This is a genomic window from Nocardioides sp. YIM B13467 (assembly GCF_042788075.1).
Lineage (GTDB): Bacteria > Actinomycetota > Actinomycetes > Propionibacteriales > Nocardioidaceae > Nocardioides.
On sequence record NZ_JBHZPJ010000046.1, the window covers coordinates 3,399,599 to 3,420,778 of the forward strand.

15 protein-coding genes are annotated in these 21,180 nt (G+C 71.4%); 6 read left to right on the top strand and 9 right to left on the bottom strand.

Translation table 11 applies throughout. The annotated features are described in order from the left end of the window. Positions 1-46 precede the first annotated feature (46 nt). Positions 47-790 (top strand): aquaporin, encoded by a 744-nt coding sequence (locus tag ACFX43_RS23505; RefSeq protein WP_378836010.1) that lies wholly within the window; start codon positions 47-49, stop codon positions 788-790. Here ACFX43_RS23505 and ACFX43_RS23510 read toward each other — a convergent pair. From ACFX43_RS23510 to benA, 7 genes are all read right to left on the bottom strand, one after another. Beyond that, positions 777-1,508: an alpha/beta hydrolase family protein gene (locus tag ACFX43_RS23510; protein ID WP_378836014.1), complete on the bottom strand. Its 732-nt coding sequence runs from the start codon at positions 1,506-1,508 to the stop codon at positions 777-779. The two genes, ACFX43_RS23505 and ACFX43_RS23510, sit on opposite strands and share 14 nt — an antisense overlap. Then, on the bottom strand, positions 1,505-2,728 hold the full coding sequence (locus tag ACFX43_RS23515) for a benzoate/H(+) symporter BenE family transporter (RefSeq protein ID WP_378836018.1): 1,224 nt from the start codon (positions 2,726-2,728) through the stop codon (positions 1,505-1,507). Before ACFX43_RS23515 ends, ACFX43_RS23510 begins: the two co-directional genes overlap by 4 nt. Next, positions 2,725-5,391, bottom strand: coding sequence for a LuxR C-terminal-related transcriptional regulator (locus ACFX43_RS23520; protein WP_378836023.1), 2,667 nt, complete (start codon positions 5,389-5,391; stop codon positions 2,725-2,727). The genes ACFX43_RS23515 and ACFX43_RS23520 overlap by 4 nt, the downstream gene beginning before the upstream one ends. A 20-nt stretch (positions 5,392-5,411) precedes the next feature. Next, complete coding sequence (locus ACFX43_RS23525; RefSeq protein ID WP_378836026.1) at positions 5,412-6,704, bottom strand: MFS transporter; 1,293 nt, start codon at positions 6,702-6,704, stop codon at positions 5,412-5,414. 70 nt (positions 6,705-6,774) lie between these two features. Further along, entirely contained in the window at positions 6,775-9,546 is a 2,772-nt protein-coding gene (gene benC / locus ACFX43_RS23530) for a benzoate 1,2-dioxygenase electron transfer component BenC (protein ID WP_378836032.1), read from the bottom strand. A gap of 9 nt (positions 9,547-9,555) precedes the next feature. Next, on the bottom strand, positions 9,556-10,077 hold the full coding sequence (gene benB / locus ACFX43_RS23535) for a benzoate 1,2-dioxygenase small subunit (protein WP_378836036.1): 522 nt from the start codon (positions 10,075-10,077) through the stop codon (positions 9,556-9,558). A 2-nt stretch (positions 10,078-10,079) separates the two neighbouring features. Then, the gene (benA, locus tag ACFX43_RS23540) at positions 10,080-11,447 is read right to left on the bottom strand and encodes a benzoate 1,2-dioxygenase large subunit (RefSeq protein WP_378836040.1); all 1,368 of its coding nucleotides are present in this window, start codon (positions 11,445-11,447) and stop codon (positions 10,080-10,082) included. A gap of 192 nt (positions 11,448-11,639) precedes the next feature. On the opposite strand from benA, the gene ACFX43_RS23545 reads away from it, so the two are divergent. Genes ACFX43_RS23545 through catC form a run of 4 tightly spaced genes read left to right on the top strand, consistent with a single transcriptional unit; the run spans position 11,640 to position 14,853 of the window. Next, complete coding sequence (locus tag ACFX43_RS23545; protein ID WP_378836045.1) at positions 11,640-12,563, top strand: LysR substrate-binding domain-containing protein; 924 nt, start codon at positions 11,640-11,642, stop codon at positions 12,561-12,563. Next, a complete protein-coding gene (locus ACFX43_RS23550) occupies positions 12,560-13,663 on the top strand; it encodes a mandelate racemase/muconate lactonizing enzyme family protein (RefSeq protein WP_378836049.1) in 1,104 nt (367 codons plus the stop codon). The genes ACFX43_RS23545 and ACFX43_RS23550 overlap by 4 nt, the downstream gene beginning before the upstream one ends. Before the next feature lie 36 nt (positions 13,664-13,699). Next, complete coding sequence (catA, locus tag ACFX43_RS23555; protein WP_378836054.1) at positions 13,700-14,575, top strand: catechol 1,2-dioxygenase; 876 nt, start codon at positions 13,700-13,702, stop codon at positions 14,573-14,575. Beyond that, on the top strand, positions 14,575-14,853 hold the full coding sequence (catC, locus tag ACFX43_RS23560; RefSeq protein WP_008361945.1) for a muconolactone Delta-isomerase: 279 nt from the start codon (positions 14,575-14,577) through the stop codon (positions 14,851-14,853). Before catA ends, catC begins: the two co-directional genes overlap by 1 nt. On the opposite strand, the gene ACFX43_RS23565 is transcribed toward catC, so the two are convergent. Beyond that, complete coding sequence (locus ACFX43_RS23565) at positions 14,850-18,098, bottom strand: BTAD domain-containing putative transcriptional regulator (RefSeq protein WP_378836059.1); 3,249 nt, start codon at positions 18,096-18,098, stop codon at positions 14,850-14,852. The genes catC and ACFX43_RS23565 overlap by 4 nt on opposite strands. Positions 18,099-18,199: 101 nt before the next feature. Between ACFX43_RS23565 and ACFX43_RS23570 the strand changes: the two genes are divergently transcribed. Then, positions 18,200-18,922: a dienelactone hydrolase family protein gene (locus ACFX43_RS23570; RefSeq protein ID WP_378836062.1), complete on the top strand. Its 723-nt coding sequence runs from the start codon at positions 18,200-18,202 to the stop codon at positions 18,920-18,922. Here the strand turns inward: ACFX43_RS23570 and yicI are convergent. After that, positions 18,909-21,167, bottom strand: a complete 2,259-nt coding sequence (yicI, locus tag ACFX43_RS23575; protein WP_378836069.1) for an alpha-xylosidase — start codon at positions 21,165-21,167, stop codon at positions 18,909-18,911. The genes ACFX43_RS23570 and yicI overlap by 14 nt on opposite strands. Positions 21,168-21,180: the final 13 nt, after the last annotated feature.

Consider the following 21,180-nt stretch of genomic DNA (forward strand, 5'->3'; position numbering starts at 1 on the left):
TGACTCAATATTGACTGAGCAATCGTCGAACGTCAAGAATGCGAGCGTGATCTCTTCCCTCCCGCGCCGACTGCTGGCCGAATTCCTGGGCACTGCCCTGCTCGTCGCCGTGGTCGTCGGCTCGGGCATCGCCGCCGAGCAGCTCTCCCCCGACGACGTCGGCCTGCAGCTTCTGGAGAACTCGATGGCGACCGTCTTCGGACTGGCCGCGCTGATCCTGATGTTCGGCCCCGTCTCGGGGGCGCACTTCAACCCGGTGGTCTCGCTGGCCGACTGGTTCCTGGGCCGAAGCGAAGCCCGAGGCAATTCGCTGGGCCGCCGCGCCGGGAAGGGGCTCTCGCTCGCCGAGGTCGGCGCCTACGCCGTGGCCCAGATCGCGGGAGGGATCTGTGGCGCACTGCTTGCCAACGTGATGTTCGACGTCGACCAGGCGATCTCGACCAAGGACCGCGCCACCAGCGGCCACTTCGTGGCCGAGATCGTCGCCACCGCCGGTCTCGTGGCCCTGATCTTCGCCCTCGTACGCAGCGACCGCGGCGCCCTCGCCGCGCCCGCGGTCGGTGGCTACATCGGCGCCGCCTACTGGTTCACCAGCTCCACCTCGTTCGCCAACCCGGCGGTCACCATTGGCCGGATCTTCTCCGACACCTTCGCCGGAATCGCGCCGGGCTCGGTGGCCCCGTTCATCCTCGCGCAGCTCGTGGGCCTGGTGGTCGGCGTACTCCTGATCCTGGTTCTCTACCCCGGCGTCGGCGACAAGGCCGACGACGTCGTCGTCAGACCTCTCTGACCGCGGTGAGCAGGTGCGGCCAGGCCGTCGACGTCGGGTCGCCCCAGGCGGCATGGTCGGCATCGTCGACCACCTCCAGACGTACGCCGGGGTGTGCTGTCGCGTAGCGCTCGGAGATCTCGAGCGGGATCACGATGTCGGCGGCGCCGTGCAGGATCCGCACGGGGACCTGAGGCGCGAGACCGAGCGGGTCGGCGGCGGCGTATGCATCGGGCGTCTCGGACGGGGTGCCGCCGAGGAACTCCTCGACCGCGCCGTCGCCGAGGCCCTCCTGGCTCATCGCGGCCAGCGCGGCGGCTGGGGCCACGGCCACGACGCCGGTGACGAGGGTGCCTGCCCGGGAGGCCGCCCACAGGGCGAGCTGGCCGCCGGAGGAGTGTCCGACCAGGGTGATCCGGCGGGGTGCGTCGTTGTGGATGGTCCACTCCCGGCCGCTGAGCTGGATCGACTCGATCGCGGTCTCGACGTCCTCGAAGGCCTGCCGCCACTGACCGGGTCCGTGCCGGTACTCCACCGTCGCGGTCAGATGACCGGCCTCCGCCAGCGCCCGGCCGGCGGACCAGGTGCGCATCCGGTCGGAGTCGCGCCACATCCCGCCGTGGAGCAGAAGGACGAGCGAGTCGGTCGCCTGCGCAGGCTCGAAGACGTCGGCGACCTGCCGTGCGGTGGCGCCGTAGCGCATCGTCGCATCGGGGTAGGTGGTGTCGGTGGTGGTCATGACTTCTCCCTGCTGTTGTTTCGGCTGTCGTGGTCGAGCAGCACGCTGACCGCGACACCGACCACCAGCCCCCAGAACGCGGAGCCGATGTTGAAGACGGTGATGTCGGCGACGGTCACCAGGAAGGTGACCAGCGCGCCGGTGACGTACGGCCCGCTGAAGGCGGTCTGGAAGGCGCCCTGGAGCGGCTTGAGCATGGCCAGGCCGCCCAGCACGGCGACGTACGCCTCCGGCATGGTGGTGATGACCCGCACCATGCCGGGGGCGAGCAGGCCGAACCCGATCGCGAGTACGCCGCACCAGATCGCTGCGGCATAGTGCCGTCGGCGCTCGCCCGAGGCGGTGACCAGCGCGTTGGTCGGCCCGGCCAGACACGTGGACACACCGCCGAACGGGGCTGCGACCAGCGAGGTCACCCCGCACCAGCCGGTCACCTGGTTCATCCGCGGGTCGTGACCGGCGGCCCGCAGGACCGCCATGCCCTGGCCGTTCTGGACGACGAGAACGGTGATCAGCAGAGGGATGGTGAGCTCGATGAAGGCGGACCCGGTGAAGGCCGGCGTGGTCCAGACCGGTTCGATCACCCAGCGGCCGGAGACCTCGACGGCCGGTCGGTCGGCGAGGCTCACCGCGACCGCTCCGACGGCGAGCGCGACCAGCACCGCCGGGAGCCAACGGGCGAGCCGTGGGACCGCGCTGACGGCGACGAAGGCGATGACCATCGGTCCGGCGACCGCCAGGTCGCGGTCGACGGCGAGGACCAGGTCGGTGCCGAAGCGGAGGAAGACACCGGCCACCATCGCCATCACGATCGGCATCGGCAGCAGGTGCATGACCCGGTCGACCTGCCGGGTCAGACCCAGCGCGACCAGGAGCAGCGCCGCCATGACGAAGCCGCCGACCGCCTCCGGCCAGGTGGTGCCGGCGGCCATCGCCTGGCCGAGGACCACGGTGCCGGGGATCGTCCAGAAGTAGACCAGCGGCTGCCGGCTCCAGCGCGAGGCGATGATCGTCAGCACCCCGTTGAGGCAGAAGACCGCGCTCACCCAGGAGGCGACGACACCGGCGGAGAGCCCGGCACCCTGGCCGACGGCGAGGATTACCGCGACCGGGCCGGTGCAGGAGAACAGGAAGCCGATGAAGCCGTTGACCAGCTCGTGACGGCCCAGGTCGCGCCGCAGACCGGCCCGGGGCTCGCGGACGTCGAGATCGGTGCTCATGGCTCCTCCGTCGGCTCGGCCGCCATCGCAGCGAGCTCGGTCCGGCTGCGGACGCCGAGCTTCGCGTAGATGCGGGTCAGGTGGTACTGGACGGTCTTGGGCGAGACGAAGAGCTGCGCGGCCACCTCGCGGTTGGAGAGCCCCGAGGCGACCATCTGGGCGACGGTCTCCTCCTGCGGGGTCAGGTCCACCGGGCCACGCTGGCCGCGCGGCGCCCGCACTCCCCCGGCGCGGAGCTCGCGCTGGGCGGCGTCGACGTAGGTCAGCGCCCCGATCCCGTCCCACAGGTCGCGCGCGGAGGAGAGCAGCGCCTCGGCGTCGCGGCGGCGGCCGGCGCGACGCAGTGCCTGGCCGTAGGCGAAGGTGACCCGAGCGCGCTCGTAACGCAGCGGCAGCCCGTCGAGCAGGCCGAGCGCGCGGTCGAACGTGTCCCGGACCTCGGTGAGGTCGCCACGGGCGCCGTGCCAGCGGCCCCTGGCGGTGGCCAGCCTGGCCTGGGCGGAGCGGTGCTGCTCCTCACGGGCGCGGGTCTCATGGGGGCGGAGGAAGTCGTCGGCCTCCTCCAGCCTGCCCTCCGCGATCAGCGCGGCGGCGTACGTCTCGGCCCAGGGCCAGATGGCCGGCTCGGTCAGCGCGCTGCCGGCCGGGGCCTGGGTGAGCGGCTCGAGGATGCGGAGGACGGCACGGAAGTCGCTGCGGGCCTCGGCGATGTGGGCACGGGCCAACAACGCGGGCACGCGCATGATCTCGTAGCCCTGCGCCCCGATCTCCGCGGCGCGGGCGGTGCGGGCGGCCTCCTCCCAGCTGCCGCGCAGCAGGTGGGTCTCGGTGGCCGTCCACTCCAGCAGCGGAGTGACCAGGGCGATGCCCGACTCGGCGGCCAGCGCCCGCCCGGCCGCGACCGTCTGCAGGGCGGCGTCGCCCTCGCCGGTCAGGAACTGCACCCGTGCCAGCCAGGCCAGGGCCCACATCGAGATCCGGGTCGAGCCGCCGAGGACCCGTGGGTCGGTGACCCCCTCCAGGCGGCTGCGGGCCTCGTCGGGCTCGTCGGAGAGTACGTCGAGCCAGCCGCGGCCCATGGTGACCCGCTGGGTCTGGGCGCTGTGCCCGACGCGGCGGGCGGCCAGGGCGTACGCCTCGTGGGCGTCCTCGAACCGGCCTGCCATCGCCAGCCCGAGCCCGCGGATCGCTGCCGCCTCGACGCCCGCCGCCGAGTCCCGGCCGGCCAGCGAGATCGCCCGGTCGGCCCAGGTGACCAGCTCGTCGCCCCGGCACAGCGCCAGCGAGTGCAGCACGTGCCGGGTGGCGATCAGCGCGGCGGTCTCCGGCTCCCGGTCGGCGTTGACGATGTCCCAGGCGCGCTTGAGCCGCACCTCGGCCTCGGAGGCGCGGCCGCGCAGGATCGCCAGGTAGGCGAGCACCGCGTCGCGCAGCGGCGTCTCGCGCAGGCTCTCGACGATGGGGACCAGCGCCGCGGCGCCCATGCCGTCGCCCGCCGCGACCAGCGCGTCGACGGAGCGGATCAGCCGGTCGTCTCGCCGCACCGGGTCCTCGGTGAGCCGGCTGGAGTCGCGGTAGAGGGCCGCGGCCTCCGCCCAGGCGCCCTCGTCACCGCGCCGTTGGGCCAGCCGGGCGACCTCGTCGGCGAGCTCGGCGTCGGGCAGCGGGGTGGCGGCGACGAGGTGCCGGGCCCGGCGGACCTCGTCGTCGACGATCGCGGCGGCGCGCTGGTGCGCGTCGGCGGCCCGGCGAGCGCCCATCGTGGCCAGCACGGCGACGCCGACCAGTGGCGTACGCCATCGGGGGCGGTGGTCGCGGGTCGTCTCCACGAGCCCGGCCGAGGCCAGCGCGTCGACCGCGGAGAGCGGGTCCTCGAGCCCGGCGAGGGCCGCGGCCTGGCCCAGCGACGCGTCCTCTCCCAGGATCGCGAAGGCCTCGGCGAGCCCACGTCCGGCGGCTCCGCAGCCAGCGAGGGCGAGCTGGACCTCGTCGCGTACGTGGACCGGGGCGGGCAGCTGGGTGTCGGGCCGTGCCCAGCGGGTCGGCGGCAGCTCGTCGAGCAGCGCGACCGCGTCGCGCGGGCTGCCCGCCGTGTGGCGGGTGAGGACCTCGGCCATCGACGGGTGCAGGACCCGCCCGCGCAGCGACGCGAGCTCACCGATCGCGGCCGCGTCCAGCCCCTCGATGCGTACGGTCTCGGCGGCGATCTCGCCGAGGAACGCGGTGCTGCGGGTCGCCGCCAGCACCACGAGCACCGGTGCGTCGCGGTGCCGGCGCAGCGCGGAGGCGATCGCCTGCAGCGAGAACGTGTCGGCGAGGTCGGCGTCGTCGACCAGAATCAGTCCGGGCTCGTCGGCACACCCGGCAAGGGCTCGCGCGACCAGGGCATCGGCCGCGGCGACCGGGGCGACTGGCGGCTCCGTACCGAGCAGCTGGCGTAGCACCGCGCCGGGCGAGTCCTGCTCCCACGCACCGGCGCGGGCGGTCAGCGCCGGCGTCGCGACCCGGTCGGCCAGGCCCCGCAGCAGCGCGGTCTTCCCCAGCCCCGGGTCGCCGAGGACGAGTACGGCGGCGGAGCCGGAGGTGCGGGTGAGAGCCAGCCGCGAGGTGAGCTCGACGAGCTCCTCCTCGCGACCGACACACCCAGCTCGTTCTATGAGCACGGTCACACCCTAGGCCCCCTTCAGGCCGGTACGCCGTCGTCGAGCGTGACGCTCACGACGGTCTCCTCGGGGGATCGCGGCACCGCCACGGCCACGACGGCACCGAGCAGCGCGACGCCCGCGAAGATCTGGAAGGCCGTGGTGCCGCCCACCCCGGCGGCGACCAGTGCGCCGCCGATGATGGGTCCGACGATCCCGCCCAGCCGGCCGAACCCGGCACACCACGCGACGCCCGCGCCACGGGCCCGGGTCGGGTAGTAGTTGGCGACGAGCCCGTAGATGAGCACCTGCGTACCGATCGTGCCGACGCCCGCGATCGCGACGGCCGGGAACAGGACGGCGAGCGGCAGCCCGAGGGGCAGCAGCAACAGCATCAGGCCGGCGAGCACGAATGTCGTCGAGACCACCTTCTTGGCCCCGGTGCGGTCGGCGACGTACGAGGCGAGGAGACCGCCGAAGATGGCGCCACCGTTGAGCACCAGCAGGAAGGTGAGGGCGTACCCCTTGCCGTAGCCGTTGTCCTCCATGATCTTCGGCAGCCAGGTGTTCAGGCCGTAGGTGAGCAGCAGACCGGAGAAGCTCATCAGCCCGAGCACCAGGGTCGGGAACGCGAGCGGGCGGCGGGCCAAGGCGCTGAAGCCGACCGCCTCCTGGGCGGTGGTCGACGCGACCCGGCCACGGGAGTCGAGCCACAGCTGCGACTCGGGCAGCTTGGCGATCGCGAAGGGCAGCAGGAGCACCAGCGGGGCGGCGCCGATCGCCATCAGGATCCTCCAGTTGGAGCCGCTCGGATCGATGATGAGCGCCATCACGGAGGCGGCCACGCCACCGGCGGGGATGCCGCTGTAGACGATCGCGTTGAGCCGGTTCTTCCGCTCCGGCGGCGCGAACTCCGCGACCAGGGCGCCGACGGTCGCCAGGATCGCACCCAGCCCGATGCCGGTGAGGAAGCGGAGCATGCCGAAGACGGCGATCGACTGGGCGAACGCGGTCGCGGCCATCCCGAGCGAGAACCAGGTGATGCTGGCGAGCACGACCTTCCGGCGGCCGATCCGGTCGCTGACCGCACCGGCGCTCAGCGCGCCGACGAGCACCCCGACCAGCGCATAGCTGCCCAGCGTGCCCGCCTGGCCCGCGGAGAGCTGCCCGATCTGGGATGGATCGGCCATCAGGGTCGGCAGCACCGTGCCGTAGACCACGAGGTCGTAGCCGTCGAACATCAGGGCCAGCGCGGAGAGCGCGACGACCCAGGCGAGCTGGCGCCCGGTCTTGGCCCGAGTGATTTCATCGGTGTTTTCGGTGTTGTCGGGCATGGGTGATCTCCATGGGTGACGCGAGCGTGCTCGCGAAGGGAGGGACGGCCCCGAGAGAGGACCTGGTGGCTCAGCCGAGGTCACCGCCGGCGACGGGAAGGACCGTGCCGGTGATGTAGGAGGCTTCCTCGGAGGCGAGGAAGCAGATCGCGGCGGCCTGCTCGTCGAGCGTGCCGTAGCGGTGCATCAGTGAGGTCTCGAGGGTCTGGTCGATGTGGGCCTGGAACCACGCCTTCTCGGTCTCGGTACGCGGCTGTGGTGTGCCCCGGGAGATCCGGCGCGGCGGAGCCTCCGTACCTCCCGGGGCCGTCGCGGTGACCCGGACACCCGAGCCGGCGTACTCCAGCGCGAGCGAGGCGGTGATCGCGTTGATCCCGCCCTTCGCCGCGGAGTACGGGATCCGGTGGATGCCGCGGGTCGCGGCCGAGGAGACGTTGACGATGACGCCGTGCCCGCGCTCGACCATGCCCGGCAGGGCGGCCCGGCAGGCGTACAGCGTGGTCATCAGCGACCGGGTGATCTCGGCGTCGATCTGCTCGGGTGTGAACTCGGTGAACGGCTTGAAGTTGATCGCGCCGCCGACGTTGTTGATCAGCACGTCGATCCGGCCGTACGTCTCCAGGGCCCGCGCCACCAGCGCGGCCGCGCCCTCGTAGTGCTCGAGGTCGCACTCGACCGCGCTGACGCTCGCGCCCTGGCCGGTGAGCTCGTGGGTGACCTCGGCGACCAGCGGGGAGCGGTCGGCGAGGACGACCATTCCGCCCTCCGCGGCCACCCGGCGGGCCACCTGGGCGCCGATGCCCTGGGCGGCCCCGGTGACGACCACGACCTGACCGGCGAACCGGCCCGGGGTGATGAACCGCGGCCTGCTCGCGGCGGCCGACTCGGCCATCGCGCGCCGCATCGTCTCCTGCGACCGCTCGCTGTGGGTCTTGATCAGCTCGCGGGCGGCCGCCCGGTCACCGCGCTCGAAGGCCTCGACGATGTCGAGGTGGTCCTGGGTGCACCGCGGGTGGCACCAGGTGGCGTTGCGCAGCACGTCCTCCATCCGGCCCTTGACCCCCAGCGCCTGGTAGGCGGCCAGCAGGTGGCTGTTGCCGGTGAGGGTGAACAGGTAGTCGTGGAAGGCCGCGTTCGACTCGGTGTAGCCGTGGGCGTCGAGGAACCGGTCGCCCTCGACGTACGGGAGGGTGGACTCGGCGAGCAGTCGGTAACCGGCCAGCTGCTGGGAGTCGAGCCGTCCGATCGTCAGATCGAGTGCTCCCACCTCCAGCGCCGCCCGGGCCTCGAAGATCGCATCGGACGCGGAGATGTCCGGGTGCTCCTCACCTATCGTGTAGCCGTCCGCCGTCGTCGAGACGACCGGAGCGAGGTCGAGCGGCGAGCTTGCTCGTCCGCTCGCGCCGAGCGAGGGAGTAACCGCGCGCAGCGCGGAGGCGTCTCCCCCATCGACCGAGGCGTCAGTCGCGTCGGCCGAGAGGTCATCACCGGCCGGGAAAACCTCCTGGCCACCGATCCGCCGGGCGCTGTTGGTCACGGTCAGACCGTCGTCCTCGAGCACGACACCGCCGGTTCCCTCGAGCGCGTCCGGCGCGACCAGCTGACCGGCGATCCGGCGTACGACATCGCCGTCGTCGCGAGCCACGGCAGCCGATCCGCTCGGCCCGAGGTCGAGCGCCGGGAGCATCTCCTGCCCCGCGATGGCCCGCGCGTCCGGGTGGGTCTCCAGCTCGACGGGCGCAGGTGACGCTTCGGCCGACGCGGGCGACGTCTCGGCCGACGCCGCTGACGCCTCGGCGGGGACTGCTAGGGCGAACTTCTCGTAGTAGAACCCGGTGGGCTCGATGCCGGTGTCGGCGAGGTGGGTGCGCACCGCCTCGACCATCGGCGGTGGGCCGCACAGGTAGATCGCGACGTCGCCGTCGTGCAGGTCGTCGCCGCCGATCAGGCTCATCACGTAGCCCTTGTTGGCCGCGGTCGAGGCGGGGTCGGAGACGCAGTGGTCCCAGCTGAACCCGGGCAGCCGCGAGACCAGCTCACCGACCTCGTCGAGCTTGACCAGGTCGTCGTCGGTGCTGACGCCGTAGACCAGCCGGCCGCCGCGGTCGCAGCCGTCGACCTCGAGCTGGCGCAGCATCGAGAGCACGGGCGCCAGCCCGGTGCCACCGGCAAGCATCAGCACCGGCCGGCGTGCCTCGCGCAGGAAGAAGGAGCCGTTCGGCCCGGTGAAGGTGACCTCGTCACCGACGGCCGCGCGCTCGGTCAGCCAGGTCGACATCGCGCCGCCCGGGGTGAGCTTGACCAGGAAGACGAGCCGCTCCTCGTGCGGGGCGTTCGCGAACGAGTACGAGCGGGTCACCTCGGTGCCAGGCACGGCGATGTTGACGTACTGACCCGGCAGGAAGGCCAGCTCGCCGCGGTTGGGGATGTCGATGGAGAGCTCGACCGTGGTCGGGCTCAGCCGGTCCAGGCCGACGACGGTGCCGGTGTAGCTCGCGGCACCGGTCTTGGCGACCTCCGAGGTGGTGGCGATCTGCAGCGCGAGGTCCGAGCGCGGCTTCATCGAGCACGGCAGGGCGTACCCCTCGGCGGCCTCCGCCTCGGAGAGCGCGTCCTCGATGTAGGTGCCGCCGTCGTACTCCCCCGACTCGCACAGCGCCTTGCAGGTCCCGCACGCGCCGTCGCGGCAGTCCAGCGGGATGTTGATCCGCTGCCGGTAGGACGCGTCGGCGACGGTCTGGTCCTCACGCACGGTGATGAACCGGGTCACCCCGTCCTCGAAGGAGAGGGCCACCTGATGGGTCGCGACCCCGGTCGCAGGCTCGGTCTCTGTTGCAGTCATCGCGGCGCCTCAGACGTGGTAGATGTCGACGACGTGGTGGATGTAGTCGTTCTTCAGCACCACGGTCTTGCGGCGGATCAGCGGCTGCTCGCCGGAGAAGTCGATGGTGTAGAAGGACGTGCCGTAGTAGGGGTCGACGGTCTTGTAGCGGAAGTACATGGTGTGCCAGTTGAAGCGCACGTCGACCAGGTCGCCGCGGCGCTCGATCACCTCGACGTTGCTGATGTTGTGCGACGTACGCGGCTCGGGCAGCGAGGTGGCCGAGGACCGCTCCGTACGGATCCGGAAGACCCGGTCCTCCAGGCCACCCTTGTTGGGGTAGTAGATGAGCGACATCTCGGTCTGCGGGTCCTCGGTCAGGAGGTCGGCGTCGTCCCAGCAGGGCATCCAGTAGACGACGTCGTCGGCGTAGCACTCGAGCCACAACTCGTACTCGCGGTCGTCGAGGAAGCGCGCCTCGCGGTAGAGGAACTGCTCGATCGAGTTCTGCGTGATGAGCTTCGCGCCGGCGGCGTTCTGGGTGATCGTCATGATCACTTCCCCTTCTCGTTCGCGATGGCCGCACGGATCTGCTCGGCCCACTGCGCGTGCATGACCGGGTAGAGACCCTCGTCCTCGTTCTTGGCGCCGGCCGAGATGACGCCGGGCATCTCCAGCGCCTCGGCGACCTCGTCGGGTCCGGTGTGCCAGTGCTCGGCACCGCGGCTCATGTCGTTCCACGGCGCGGCGGAGGCCTGGTAGGTCAGGAAGCAGGAGCGGAACTCCTCCAGGTCGTCGGGCGTGGCCATGCCGGAGGCGTTGAAGAAGTCCTCGTACTGCCGGATCCGCCAGGCCCTCGACGCAGGTGCCTCGCCCTTCGGGGCGATGCAGTAGATGGTGACCTCGGTCTTGTCGACCGAGATCGGGCGGAAGTGCCGGATCTGGGTCGAGAACTGGTCCATCAGATACACGTTCGGGTAGAGCAGCAGGTTGCGAGAGCCCTTGACCATGAACTCGCCCTTGGCCTCGCCGAACTTCTCCTTGAGCACGTCCATCTGGTCCCACAGCGGCCGGTCGGCGGGGTTGGCCGCCCAGGTCCACAGGCACAGGTGGCCGTTCGGGTAGGACCAGTAGCCGCCACCCGCCTTGCCCCAGCTGCCCGCGTCGACGGTCTTGGTGGTGTTCTTCGACTCGCCGGTGTTGCGACGCGAGGTGGTCGCCGCGTAGTTCCAGTGGGTGGCGGTGACGTGGTAGCCGTCGGCGCCGTTCTCCGCCTGGACCTTCCAGTTGCCGTCGTAGGTGTAGGTGGAAGAACCGCGCAGCACCTCGAGCCCGTCGGGCGACTGGTCGACGAGCATGTCGATCACCTTGACGGTGTCGCCGAGGTGCTCCTCCAGCGGCAGTACGTCCTGGTTGAGCGAGCCGAACAGGAAGCCGCGGTAGCTGTCGAAGCGGGCCACGTGGGTGAGGTTGTGGGAGCCCTCGGTGTTGAAGCTCTCCGGGTAGCCCGCGTCGTCGGGGTCCTTGACCTTGAGCAGGGTGCCGTCGTTGCGGAACGTCCAGCCGTGGAACGGACACGTCAGGGTCATCCGGTTGTCGGTCTTGCGCCGGCACAGCATCGCGCCACGGTGGGCGCAGGCGTTGATCATGCAGTGCAGCTCGCCGTCCTTGCCGCGAGTGATCATCACCGGCTGTCGCCCGATGTAGGTGGTGAAGTAGTCGCCGGGGTTGGGCACCTGGCTCTCGTGGGCGAGGTAGATCCAGTTGCCCTCGAAGATGTGCTTCATCTCCAGCTCGAAGACCTCCTCGTCGGTGAAGATCCGGCGGTTGGCGCGGTAGATCCCGGCCTCGCGGTCCTCGACCACGGCGTCCGACAGGACGTCCTCGATGTGGCCCAGGCTCTCGGTGAGTGGTGCGGTCATGTGATGCCTCCAACGGGTGACGGTCACCACACCTTCGCAAGAGGTGGCGACCGTCACACCAGGCGAATGCCCAGTTCCGACCTAGGCACCCATTGATCATCCGAATCAATCAATAGGCGGCAGTTTCGTCCTTGTTGTTTATCTATCGCAGACCTAGTGTGGCGGTCATCACCACCTCGTGAGGAGCGCTTCATGGAGCTACGCCACCTGCGGTACTTCGCCGCGGTCGCCGAGACCTGCCACTTCGGGCAGGCCGCGGCGCAGCTGCACATCGCCCAGCCGGCGCTCTCCCAGGCGATCCGCCAGCTCGAGTCCGAGCTCGACGTCACCCTGTTCACCCGGACGACCCGGCAGGTCGCCCTCACCCCGGCCGGCGAGTTCCTCCGCACCGAGGCCGCCCGGGTCCTGGCCGCCGTCGACGACAGCGTCCGAGGCGTACGCCGCATCGGGGCCGGCCGCCACGGCCTGGTCCGCCTGGGACTGACCGGCACCGCCTCGTTCTCGCACCTGCCGGGCATCGCCCGGGTGGTCAAGCGCGAGCTGCCCGAGGTGGCGCTCGAGATCCACGCCGACCTGCTCACCCCGGCCCAGTGCGAGCGTCTGCAGAGCGGGGCGCTCGACCTCGGCGTACTGCGCCCGCCCGCCACCGGCGAGGGGCTGACCCTGCGCACCCTCGAGGTCGAGCCCCTAGCGCTCGCCATCCCCGTCGACCACCGGCTCGCCGTCGAGCCCGTCGTGGCCCTGGCCGACCTGCGCACCGAGCCGTTCGTGGCCTACAGCGCCCGCGACTCGGCGGTCAACGAGGCGGTCCTGCGCAGCTGTCGCGAGGCCGGGTTCGTGCCGCGCCGCGAGCACGAGGCGCCGAGCACCGCGGTCCTGCTGGCGCTGGTCGCCGCGGGCCTCGGCGTCGCGGTCGTCCCGGCCTCGGTCCGGGCCCTTCCGCTGGAGGGGGTGATCTTCCGCGACCTGCTCGACGCGGGCAGCGTCGAGCTCTCCCTCGCCTACCGCACCGACGACGACAACCCCGTCGTCGACGCCGTCATCGAGGTCCTCGAGGCCGCCGACCTGTTCACCGCACCCCGTCTGGAAGCTCCCCGATTCGGAGTCCAATCTTGAAGATCACCAAGGTCGAGGCGATCCCGTTCGCCATTCCCTACCGCAAGCCGCTGCGCTTCGCCTCCGGCGAGGTCCACACCGCCCAGCACGTGCTCGTCCGGGTGCACACCGACGACGGTGTCGTGGGTGTCGCCGAGGCGCCGCCGCGGCCGTTCACCTACGGCGAGACGCAGGACGGGATCATCGCCGTCATCGACCAGCTCTTCGCCCCGCAGCTCGCCGGGCTCACCCTGCTCGAGCGCGAGACCGCCCGCATTCTGATGGAGCGCACCGTCGGCAACCCGACCGCGAAGGCCGCCGTCGACATGGCCATGTGGGACGCCCTCGGCAAGACCCTGGACCTGCGGGTCGTCGACCTGCTCGGTGCCTTCACCGACCGGATGCGGGTCTCCCACATGCTCGGCTTCGACTCCCCCGAGGCGATGGTCGCCGAGGCGGAGCGGATGCGGGAGACGTACGGGATTTCGACGTTCAAGGTGAAGGTCGGCCGCTCCCCCATCGAGCTCGACACTGCCGTCGTCCGTGCGCTGCGCGAGCGGTTCGGCGCCGAGATCGAGCTGTACGTCGACGGCAACCGCGGCTGGACCGCGGCCGAGTCCGCCCGTGCGATGAAGCAGATGGCCGACCTGGACCTGCTCTTCGCCGAGGAGCTCAACCCCGCCGACGACGTGCTCGGGCGGCGCTGGCTGGTCAGCCAGGTCGACGTGCCGTTCATCGCCGACGAGTCGGTCCCGACGGCGGCCGACGTGACCCGCGAGGTGCTCGGCGGCTCCGCCACCGCGATCAGCATCAAGACCGCGCGCACCGGCTTCACCGGGTCGCAGCAGGTGCTGCATCTGGCCGAAGGCCTCGGGGTGGAGGTCGTGATGGGCAACCAGATCGACGGCCAGCTCGGCAGCGCCTGCTCGATCGCCTTCGGTGCGGCCCACCGGCTCACCTCCCGCCGGGCCGGTGAGCTCTCCAACTTCCTCGACATGGCCGATGACCTGCTCACCGAGCCGCTCGAGATCCGCGACGGCGAGCTCGCCGTACGTCCTGGTGCCGGCCTCGGGGTCGAGATCGATCCGGAGAAGCTCGATCGCTACCGCACCGACAACTGAACACCTGACCCCACCGCAACACGAGAGGACACACCCATGACCACCGACCAGACCCTCGAGTCCACCGAGGCAGCCTCCGCGGCCGCTTCGGGCGCCTCCGCCACCGAGCGCTTCGCCGCCGACAAGTCGCCCTTCGACGCCGTCAAGGACACCCCGCCGGAGCGCGTCGACAGGCTCGCCAAGCGCGTGCTCAACGCCGTCTACGACACGATCCGCGAGGAGAAGGTCAGCTACGACGAGTACAACGCGCTCAAGGCGTGGCTGATCCAGGTCGGCAAGGACGGCGAGTGGCCGCTCTTCCTCGACGTCTGGGTCGAGCACGAGATCGAGAAGGTCGCCACCGAGCACCGCGAGGGCAACAAGGGCACCATCGAGGGCCCCTACTACGTCCCCGCGGCCCCGGAGCAGGGCGCGAACGGCACCATCCCGATGCGCGACGGCGAGGCCGGCACCCCGCTGACCTGGACCGGCACGATCACCTCCACCGACGGCACCCCGCTCGACGGCGCCAAGGTCGAGCTGTGGCACGCCGACGCCGACGGCTTCTACTCGCAGTTCGCCCCCGGCATCCCGGAGTGGAACCTGCGTGGCAGCTTCACCGTCGGGGCTGACGGTGCCTTCGAGATTCACACGATCCAGCCGGCGCCCTACCAGATCCCGACCGACGGCTCCTGCGGCAAGCTCATCGCCGCCGCCGGCTGGCACGCCTGGCGTCCGGCACACCTGCACGTCAAGGTGTCGGCCCCGGGTCACGAGCTGCTCACCGCCCAGCTCTACTTCCCCGGTGACGAGCACAACGACGACGACATCGCCTCGGCGGTCAAGCCCGAGCTGGTGCTCGCGCCCGTCGCCAACGGGGACGGCTCGGTGAGCGTCGACTACGGCTTCGTGCTCGACCCGGTTCGCGGCTGATGCTCTACCACGTACGCATGGACGTCCGGATCCCGCACGATCTGGATCCGGACGTCCGCGACGACACGATCGCCCGCGAGAAGGCCTACGCCCAGGAGCTCCAGCGCGCCGGCAAGTGGCCGCACCTGTGGCGGATCGCCGGGGAGTACGCCAACTTCTCGGTCTTCGACGTCGAGTCCCACGACGAGCTCCACCAGATCCTCTCCGGCCTGCCGCTGTTCCCCTACATGGACGTCCAGGTCACCCCGCTGGCCAAGCACCCGTCCAAGGTCGACTAGAGCTGTCCGAGCACCCGGTCGGCTTCGCGCCGCAACGGCGCGAAGCCGTGCTCGGCGGCCAGCTGCCTGCCGCGGCGGGCGTGGACCCGGGCGGCCGTGGTGTCGCCCTCCGCGTGCAGCGCCTGGGCCAGCCCGATCCGGGCACGGGTCTCGGTGAACGAGGCGACGTGCGTGTGGCTGAGCCGGACCGCGTACTCATACGTCTCGGCGGCATCGCGGTGGTTCCCGGTCGCATCGAGGGCGGCGGCATAGCTGCAGGCTGTCGACGCGACGAAACGTACGTCCCCGTGGGCCCGCGCGGTCAGGTGGGCCCGCTCGGCGAGCTCGAGCGCCGAGGCGTGGTCGCCACGGACCAGGGCGAGCAGGCTGAGCTCCTCGAGCGCGTTGGCCTCGGCGAACGGGCTCCGGTTGCGGGTGGCCTGCGCCAGCGCCGACTCCAGCCGGGCGCCGGCTGAGTCGAGCAGGCCGAGGGCGCGCTCGGCCGCGGCCAGCGTGGCGAGCTCGAGCGGGGTCGCGCTGCCCTGCACCTCGCTCAGCTCGACCGCCTGGAGATGGTGGACGCGTCCCTCCTCGAAGCGGCCCTGCTCGGTGCAGGCGATACCGAGGGCCTGATGCGCCCACGCCCGCAGTCCTTCGGTGCCCTCGATGTCGCCGAGGATCTTCAGCGCGTGCGTGTAGGCGACCTCGGCCTCGCGTCCGGAGTCCGCGACCCGGTGGCGGTGGCCGTCGACGATCGACGCGAACGCCAGCCCCTGCGGCCACCCGCTCGCATCGAGGAGACTCCAGGCGCGGTCCGACTCCACCCAGGCCTCCTCCATCCGCCCCAGGACCCCGAGCACATCGGCTCGCAGGGTGCGCAGGAAGGCCTCGGCCCGCGCCTCGTCCTCCAGCATGGCGGCCTCGGCCCCGACCGTCACGAGCTCGAGGTAGGTGGTCACGTCGAGGCGGGTGCGGTAGTGGATCCGGGCCTGGTCGACGAGCTTCCAGGCGTAGTGACGCCGGTGCGGGTCGGTCGCCGTCTGCTTCGAGAACGCGATCAGCAGCTGGGCCTCGCGGTCGAGCCAGGTGCGGGCGTCATCGGCCGAAGCGAAGCCCGAGGCAATACGCCCGGCCGAAGCGAAGCCGCTGTCAGGCGAAGGCTCGATCTCCAGCGCGCGCAGGCGGCCCGGATAGGCCGTGTCGGCGGCGCTGACCGTGGTGTCCAGCAGCCAGTCGGCGAGCCGGCCCTGCGCCAGCGGCTGCTCGGGGTCGGCGGCGGCCAGATCGCCGGCGTGGAGCCGGAGCAGATCGTGGTAGTGGTAGCGCCCGACGCCGTCGTCGGCTCTGTCGTCGGGGCTGGCCGTCTGCAGCATGTTGGCGTCGACCAGGTCCTCGAGCAGCCGCTGCGTGGTGGCCGGGTCACGGTCGAGGAGTGCACACGCCGGAGCAGGGTCGAAGTCGTAGGCCGAGATCAGCGAGCACAGCCGGAACGCGCGCTGCGCCTCGGCGGGCATCGCGGCGTAGGAGATCTCGAGGCTGGCCGCGACGCTCACCTCGCCGACGGCCAGCTCGGCGAGCCGGTGGGAGCTCTCGCTCAGCCGGTCGGCGTACGTCTCGATCGACCATTCCGGGCGGCTCAGCAGTCTGGCCGCGGCGATCCTGAGCGCCAGCGGGAGCCGACCGCACGCCAGCGCCAGCGACTCGCTCGCGCGCGGCGCTGCGGCGACGCGCTCATGGCCGACGATCACGCCGATGAGGTGGACGGAGGCGTCGGTGCTGAGCTCGCCGAGGTGGATCTGGCGGCCCAGGTCGATCGTGCCCGCGAGGGCCGGCAGCCGGTGGCGGCTGGTGAGGATCGTCCGCGTGGCGCCGAGTCCGGGCAGCAGCGGGATGACCTGGCCAGGGCTGTCGACGCTGTCCAGCACGATCAGCATCCGGCGGTCGGAGAGCTCGCTGCGGAGCAGGGCCGCGGCGTCGGCGGCGTCGGTCGGGATCTGCTGGCCGGAGAGGCCGAGTGAGCGCAGGAAGCGCCGCAGCACGGTGCCGGGGTCGACCGCCTCGCCCGAGACGCCGTGGAGGTCGGCGTAGAGCTGGCCGTCGGGGAAGTCGTCGGCCAGCCTGGCCGCAGCGGTCAGCGCCAGCGCGCTCTTCCCGGAGCCGGCCGGCCCGGTGACCAGCACCGCGGCACCGCCGCTCTCGCCGAGCCCGGCCGTCAGCATCGCGAGCTCCGCGTCACGCCCGATCAGCGCCGGCGCCGCCGGCACCTCCCGAGGTACGTCCCGCCGGCGCGCACCCTCGACCAGTGTCGGTCGCCGGGTGTGCCAGCGTCCTTCCAGCGTCCCTTGGCGGACATCCTCGAGGACCGGGCTCGGGTCCAGCCCGAGCTCCTCGGCCAGGACGGACCGGACCGTTTCGTAGGCGGCGAGCGCCTCGGCCTGCCGCCCGGCCGCCGCCAGCACCTTCACGTACGCCGCCCACAACGGCTCGTCCAGCGGCCGCAACCGGGCGAGGTCGCCGACGACCGGGAGCGCCTCGATGGCCAGGCCCTCGGCAACGCCGAGGGTCGCCCATCTGAGCACGACCGCGACGTACTCGTCCTCGATGGTGCTCGACAGCCACGGCGCCTGGTCGAACCCGTCGGGACGCCCACGCCACAGGCCGACGGCCTCGGTCAGCGAGGGCATCTCGTCGGTCGTGGTCAGCTCCCGGAAGCGGACCAGGTCGAGCTCGTCGGCCGATGCGTCGAGGCGGAGGGCGCTGCCGTCCTGGGTGACCGCGATCGGCGCGACGAGGGCGCGCAGGCGCCGGAGCAGCTGGACCAGCCGCCTGCCCGACTCGGCGGAGGTGAGCTCGGGCCACAGCAGGTCGAGCAGCTCGTCGCGCCCGACCTTCTCCCCCGGCTCCAGGGCCAGTCGCCGCAGCAGCAGGCCGACCTGATCGGCCATCTCGACCGGCGCACCGTCGCGGACCACGACGGTCGGGCCGAGTACGGCGATGCTCACCACCGCGCCGTCGACCTCGCGGGTGGGTGTGAAAGCCTCGGCGAACTGGGCCGTCTCCTCCGCGCTCAGGTCCAGCGCCTCGGCGAGCGCACGCAGCGAGGCCGCCCTCGGCCGCCTCGTCCTGCCCTGCTCGAGGTCGCGGATCGAGGCGACGCTGAGCCCCGCGGCCCGCGCCAGCGCGCCCTGTGTCAGCGAACGCGACTCACGCAGCCGGCGGAGCCTGGGACCGAACATGCCCTCATGGCGCACCGCGGCCTCCGTCAAGACCCCGAGCCTGGCGAATCACCACGAAATCCTATCGGGTCGCGCGGCATCCGCCCTGCAGGATCGTCGGACCTGCGAGGATCGCACCGAGGTGATGAGAGATGTCGATGATCGACTATGCCGCTCCCGCGGGTCCGACGCGTGGCTACCTTTCGGTGCCCGAGGGTGCCGGGCCATGGCCGGGCGTGGTCGTCGTGCAGGATATCCTCGGCATGACCTCGGACATCAAGCGGATCAGCGACCGGTTCGCGGCCAACGGCTATCTGACGCTGACTCCGGCGCTCTACGAGCGCGGCCCGAAGGTCGGGTGTGTCGTCAGCACGATGAAGTCGCTGGTGACCGGCAAGGGCACCGCGGTCGACGATCTGATCGCCGCTCGCGACCACCTCGCCGACGACCCACGCTGCACGGGCAAGGTCGGCGTCGTCGGCTTCTGCATGGGCGGCGGCTTCACCCTTCTGCTGGCCCCGCGCGGCATCTTCGACGCGGCCGCACCCAACTACGGAGTGGCGCCCGGGAGCCTGTCCGCGCTGACCACCTCGTGCCCGATGGTGGCGAGCTACGGCGCCAAGGACCACCTCCTGCGCGGCGCCGCGACCAAGGTCGAGGCGGCGCTCGCCGCGGGCGACGTACCCCGCGACGTCAAGGAGTATCCGGACGCCGGGCACAGCTTCATGAACGACTGGGGCTTCCCCACCCCGGCCCCGGTCCTGGAACGCGTGGTCGGCTTCAACTACTCCGAGCCCGAGGCGGAGGACGCCTGGCGGCGTATCCTCGCCTTCTTCGGGGAGCACCTCGGCGACGAAGGCGTCAGGAAGGCATGACGATCTCCACCCGCCAGGGCGCGGTCGACGTCGTCGTCACCCGCGGCTGCCCATCGACACCCATCACCACGGCGTACGTCGCCGAGACCCCGTCCGGGGTGACCACCTCGACCACACGCTCCTGGCCGGCCTCCAGACCTGGGAAGACGCGCAGCTCGAGGCCGTCCAGGTAGTCGTAGTCGGGCCGGTCCGTGCGAGCTCCGATCGGCACGACCGCCCCGGAGCGTACGTAGAGCGGGAGGGTGTCGAAGCCGTGCTGCTCGCGGCGCCAGCCGCCGCCCTCCACGACCCGGCCGGTCCACCAGTCGGTCCAGCGGCCCGGCGGCAGGTAGACGTCGACGGAGCCGTCGGGCGCGAACACCGGCGCGACGAGGAGGTCCGGACCGAGCAGATACTGCCGGTCGACGTACGCGCTCCCGAGGTCATCGGGGAAGGCCATCGCCAGCGGCCGCATCATCGGGACCCCGCGGGAGCTGGCGGCCAGACCGGCGGCGTACAGATAGGGCATCAGGGAGAGCTTGAGCTCGGTGAACCGTCTGGTCACCGCGACCGCGCTCTGCGGCCCCGCGTCGACGGCACCGGTCACTGGGTCCTCGTCGAAGGTCCACGGCACCCGGTAGGAGCCGCTGCCGTGCAGCCGGGAGTGGCTGGAGAGCATCCCGAACGCGGTCCAGCGCTTGAACAACCCGGCATCCGGCGTGCCCTCGAACCCACCGATGTCATGGCTCCAGAACCCGAACCCGCTCATCGCCAGCGACAGCCCGCCGCGCAGCGTCTCGGCCATCGACTCATAGGTCGGCGTACAGTCGCCACCCCAGTGCACCGGCAGCCGCTGGCCGCCGACGGTGGCCGAGCGGGCGAAGAGGACCGCCTCGCCCTCGCCGCGCTGCTCGACCAGGACGTCGTACACGGCCTGGTTGTAGAGCTGGGTGTACCAGTTGTGCATCTGCACGGGGTCGGATCCGTCGTGATAGACGACGTCGGTCGGGATCCGCTCGCCGAAGTCGGTCTTGAAGCAGTCGACACCCTGCTCGACCAGCCGGCGCAGCTTCGACTTGAACCACTCGGTGGCATCCGGGTTGGTAAAGTCGACCAGCGCCATCCCGGCCTGCCACATGTCCCACTGCCAGACCTCGCCGTTCGCCCGCTGCACCAGAAATCCCAGGTCAGCGGCCTCGTCGAAGAGCGGAGAGCGCTGCGCGATGTAAGGGTTGATCCAGACGCAGACCCGCAGGTCACGCTCGGCGTGCAGCCGCTCGAGCATCCCGTCGGGATCGGGGAACGTCCGCGGATCCCACTCGAAGTCACACCAGTTGAACTCGCGCATCCAGAAGCAGTCGAAGTGGAACACCGACAGCGGCAGGCGACGCTCGGCCATCGCGTCCAGGAACCCGGCGACGGTCTCCTCGTCGTAGTCGGTGGTGAAGCTGGTCGAGAGCCACAGGCCATAGCTCCACGCCGGCACCCGCGCCGGCCGCCCGACGAGCGCGGTGTAGCGCTCCAGGATCTCCTCCGGCGTCGGGCCGTAGACGATGAAGTAGTCCAGGCTCTCCCCCGGCACCGAGAACTGCACCCGCTCGACCGACTCGCTGCCGACCTCGAAGGAGACTTTCCCGGAGTGGTTGACCAGCACCCCGTAGCCGCGGTTGGTGAGGTAGAAGGGGACATTCTTGTACGCCTGGTCGCTGGACGTGCCGCCATCGGCGTTCCACACATCCACGGTCTGCCCGTTCTTCACCAACGGCCCGAACCGCTCACCGAGGCCGTAGACGAGCTCGCCGACATCGAGCGCGAGCTGCTCGTGGACGTACGTCTCACCGGCCGTGACGGCGTAGCCGACCGACCGCTCGCCGCTACGGGTCAGCACCTTGCCGTCGGCCTCGAACCGCAGCTCCCACGGTGCCCCGGCCGCGACGGTGGCCCGCAGCGGACCGCTGCGCAGCACACCGCCCGCCTCGCTGGTGGCGGCCTTCGCCACTCCCTCCTCCGCGCCGACCAGCTCGAACCCGCGGGGCTTGCGGGCCCCGCGCAGATGCTCGATGCGTACGCCGATGACGCCTTCCAACGGTGAGCTGAGGGTGACCGTCAGCGTCGGCCGGTTGAGGGTGTCGCCACGGGACTCGATGACCTTGGTCGGCGCGGTGACCACCAGGGTGTCCTCGGTCGCCTCCAGGTCGTAGGCCTCCTTGGCGTAGAGCATCTCCACGCCACGCAGGGTGCGCCAGAAACCGTCGGTGAACTTCACGGGTGAGCCTTTC

What these genes read in the sequence shown, in the direction of transcription:
- ACFX43_RS23510 (WP_378836014.1), bottom strand. Translation starts at nt 1,508, where the DNA reads ATGACCACCACCGACACCACCTACCCCGATGCGACGATGCGCTACGGC.
- ACFX43_RS23515 (WP_378836018.1), bottom strand. Translation starts at nt 2,728, where the DNA reads ATGAGCACCGATCTCGACGTCCGCGAGCCCCGGGCCGGTCTGCGGCGC.
- ACFX43_RS23525 (WP_378836026.1), bottom strand. Translation starts at nt 6,704, where the DNA reads ATGCCCGACAACACCGAAAACACCGATGAAATCACTCGGGCCAAGACC.
- benC (WP_378836032.1), bottom strand. Translation starts at nt 9,546, where the DNA reads ATGACTGCAACAGAGACCGAGCCTGCGACCGGGGTCGCGACCCATCAG.
- benB (WP_378836036.1), bottom strand. Translation starts at nt 10,077, where the DNA reads ATGACGATCACCCAGAACGCCGCCGGCGCGAAGCTCATCACGCAGAAC.
- benA (WP_378836040.1), bottom strand. Translation starts at nt 11,447, where the DNA reads ATGACCGCACCACTCACCGAGAGCCTGGGCCACATCGAGGACGTCCTG.
- ACFX43_RS23545 (WP_378836045.1), top strand. Translation starts at nt 11,640, where the DNA reads ATGGAGCTACGCCACCTGCGGTACTTCGCCGCGGTCGCCGAGACCTGC.
- catA (WP_378836054.1), top strand. Translation starts at nt 13,700, where the DNA reads ATGACCACCGACCAGACCCTCGAGTCCACCGAGGCAGCCTCCGCGGCC.
- catC (WP_008361945.1), top strand. Translation starts at nt 14,575, where the DNA reads ATGCTCTACCACGTACGCATGGACGTCCGGATCCCGCACGATCTGGAT.
- ACFX43_RS23570 (WP_378836062.1), top strand. Translation starts at nt 18,200, where the DNA reads ATGTCGATGATCGACTATGCCGCTCCCGCGGGTCCGACGCGTGGCTAC.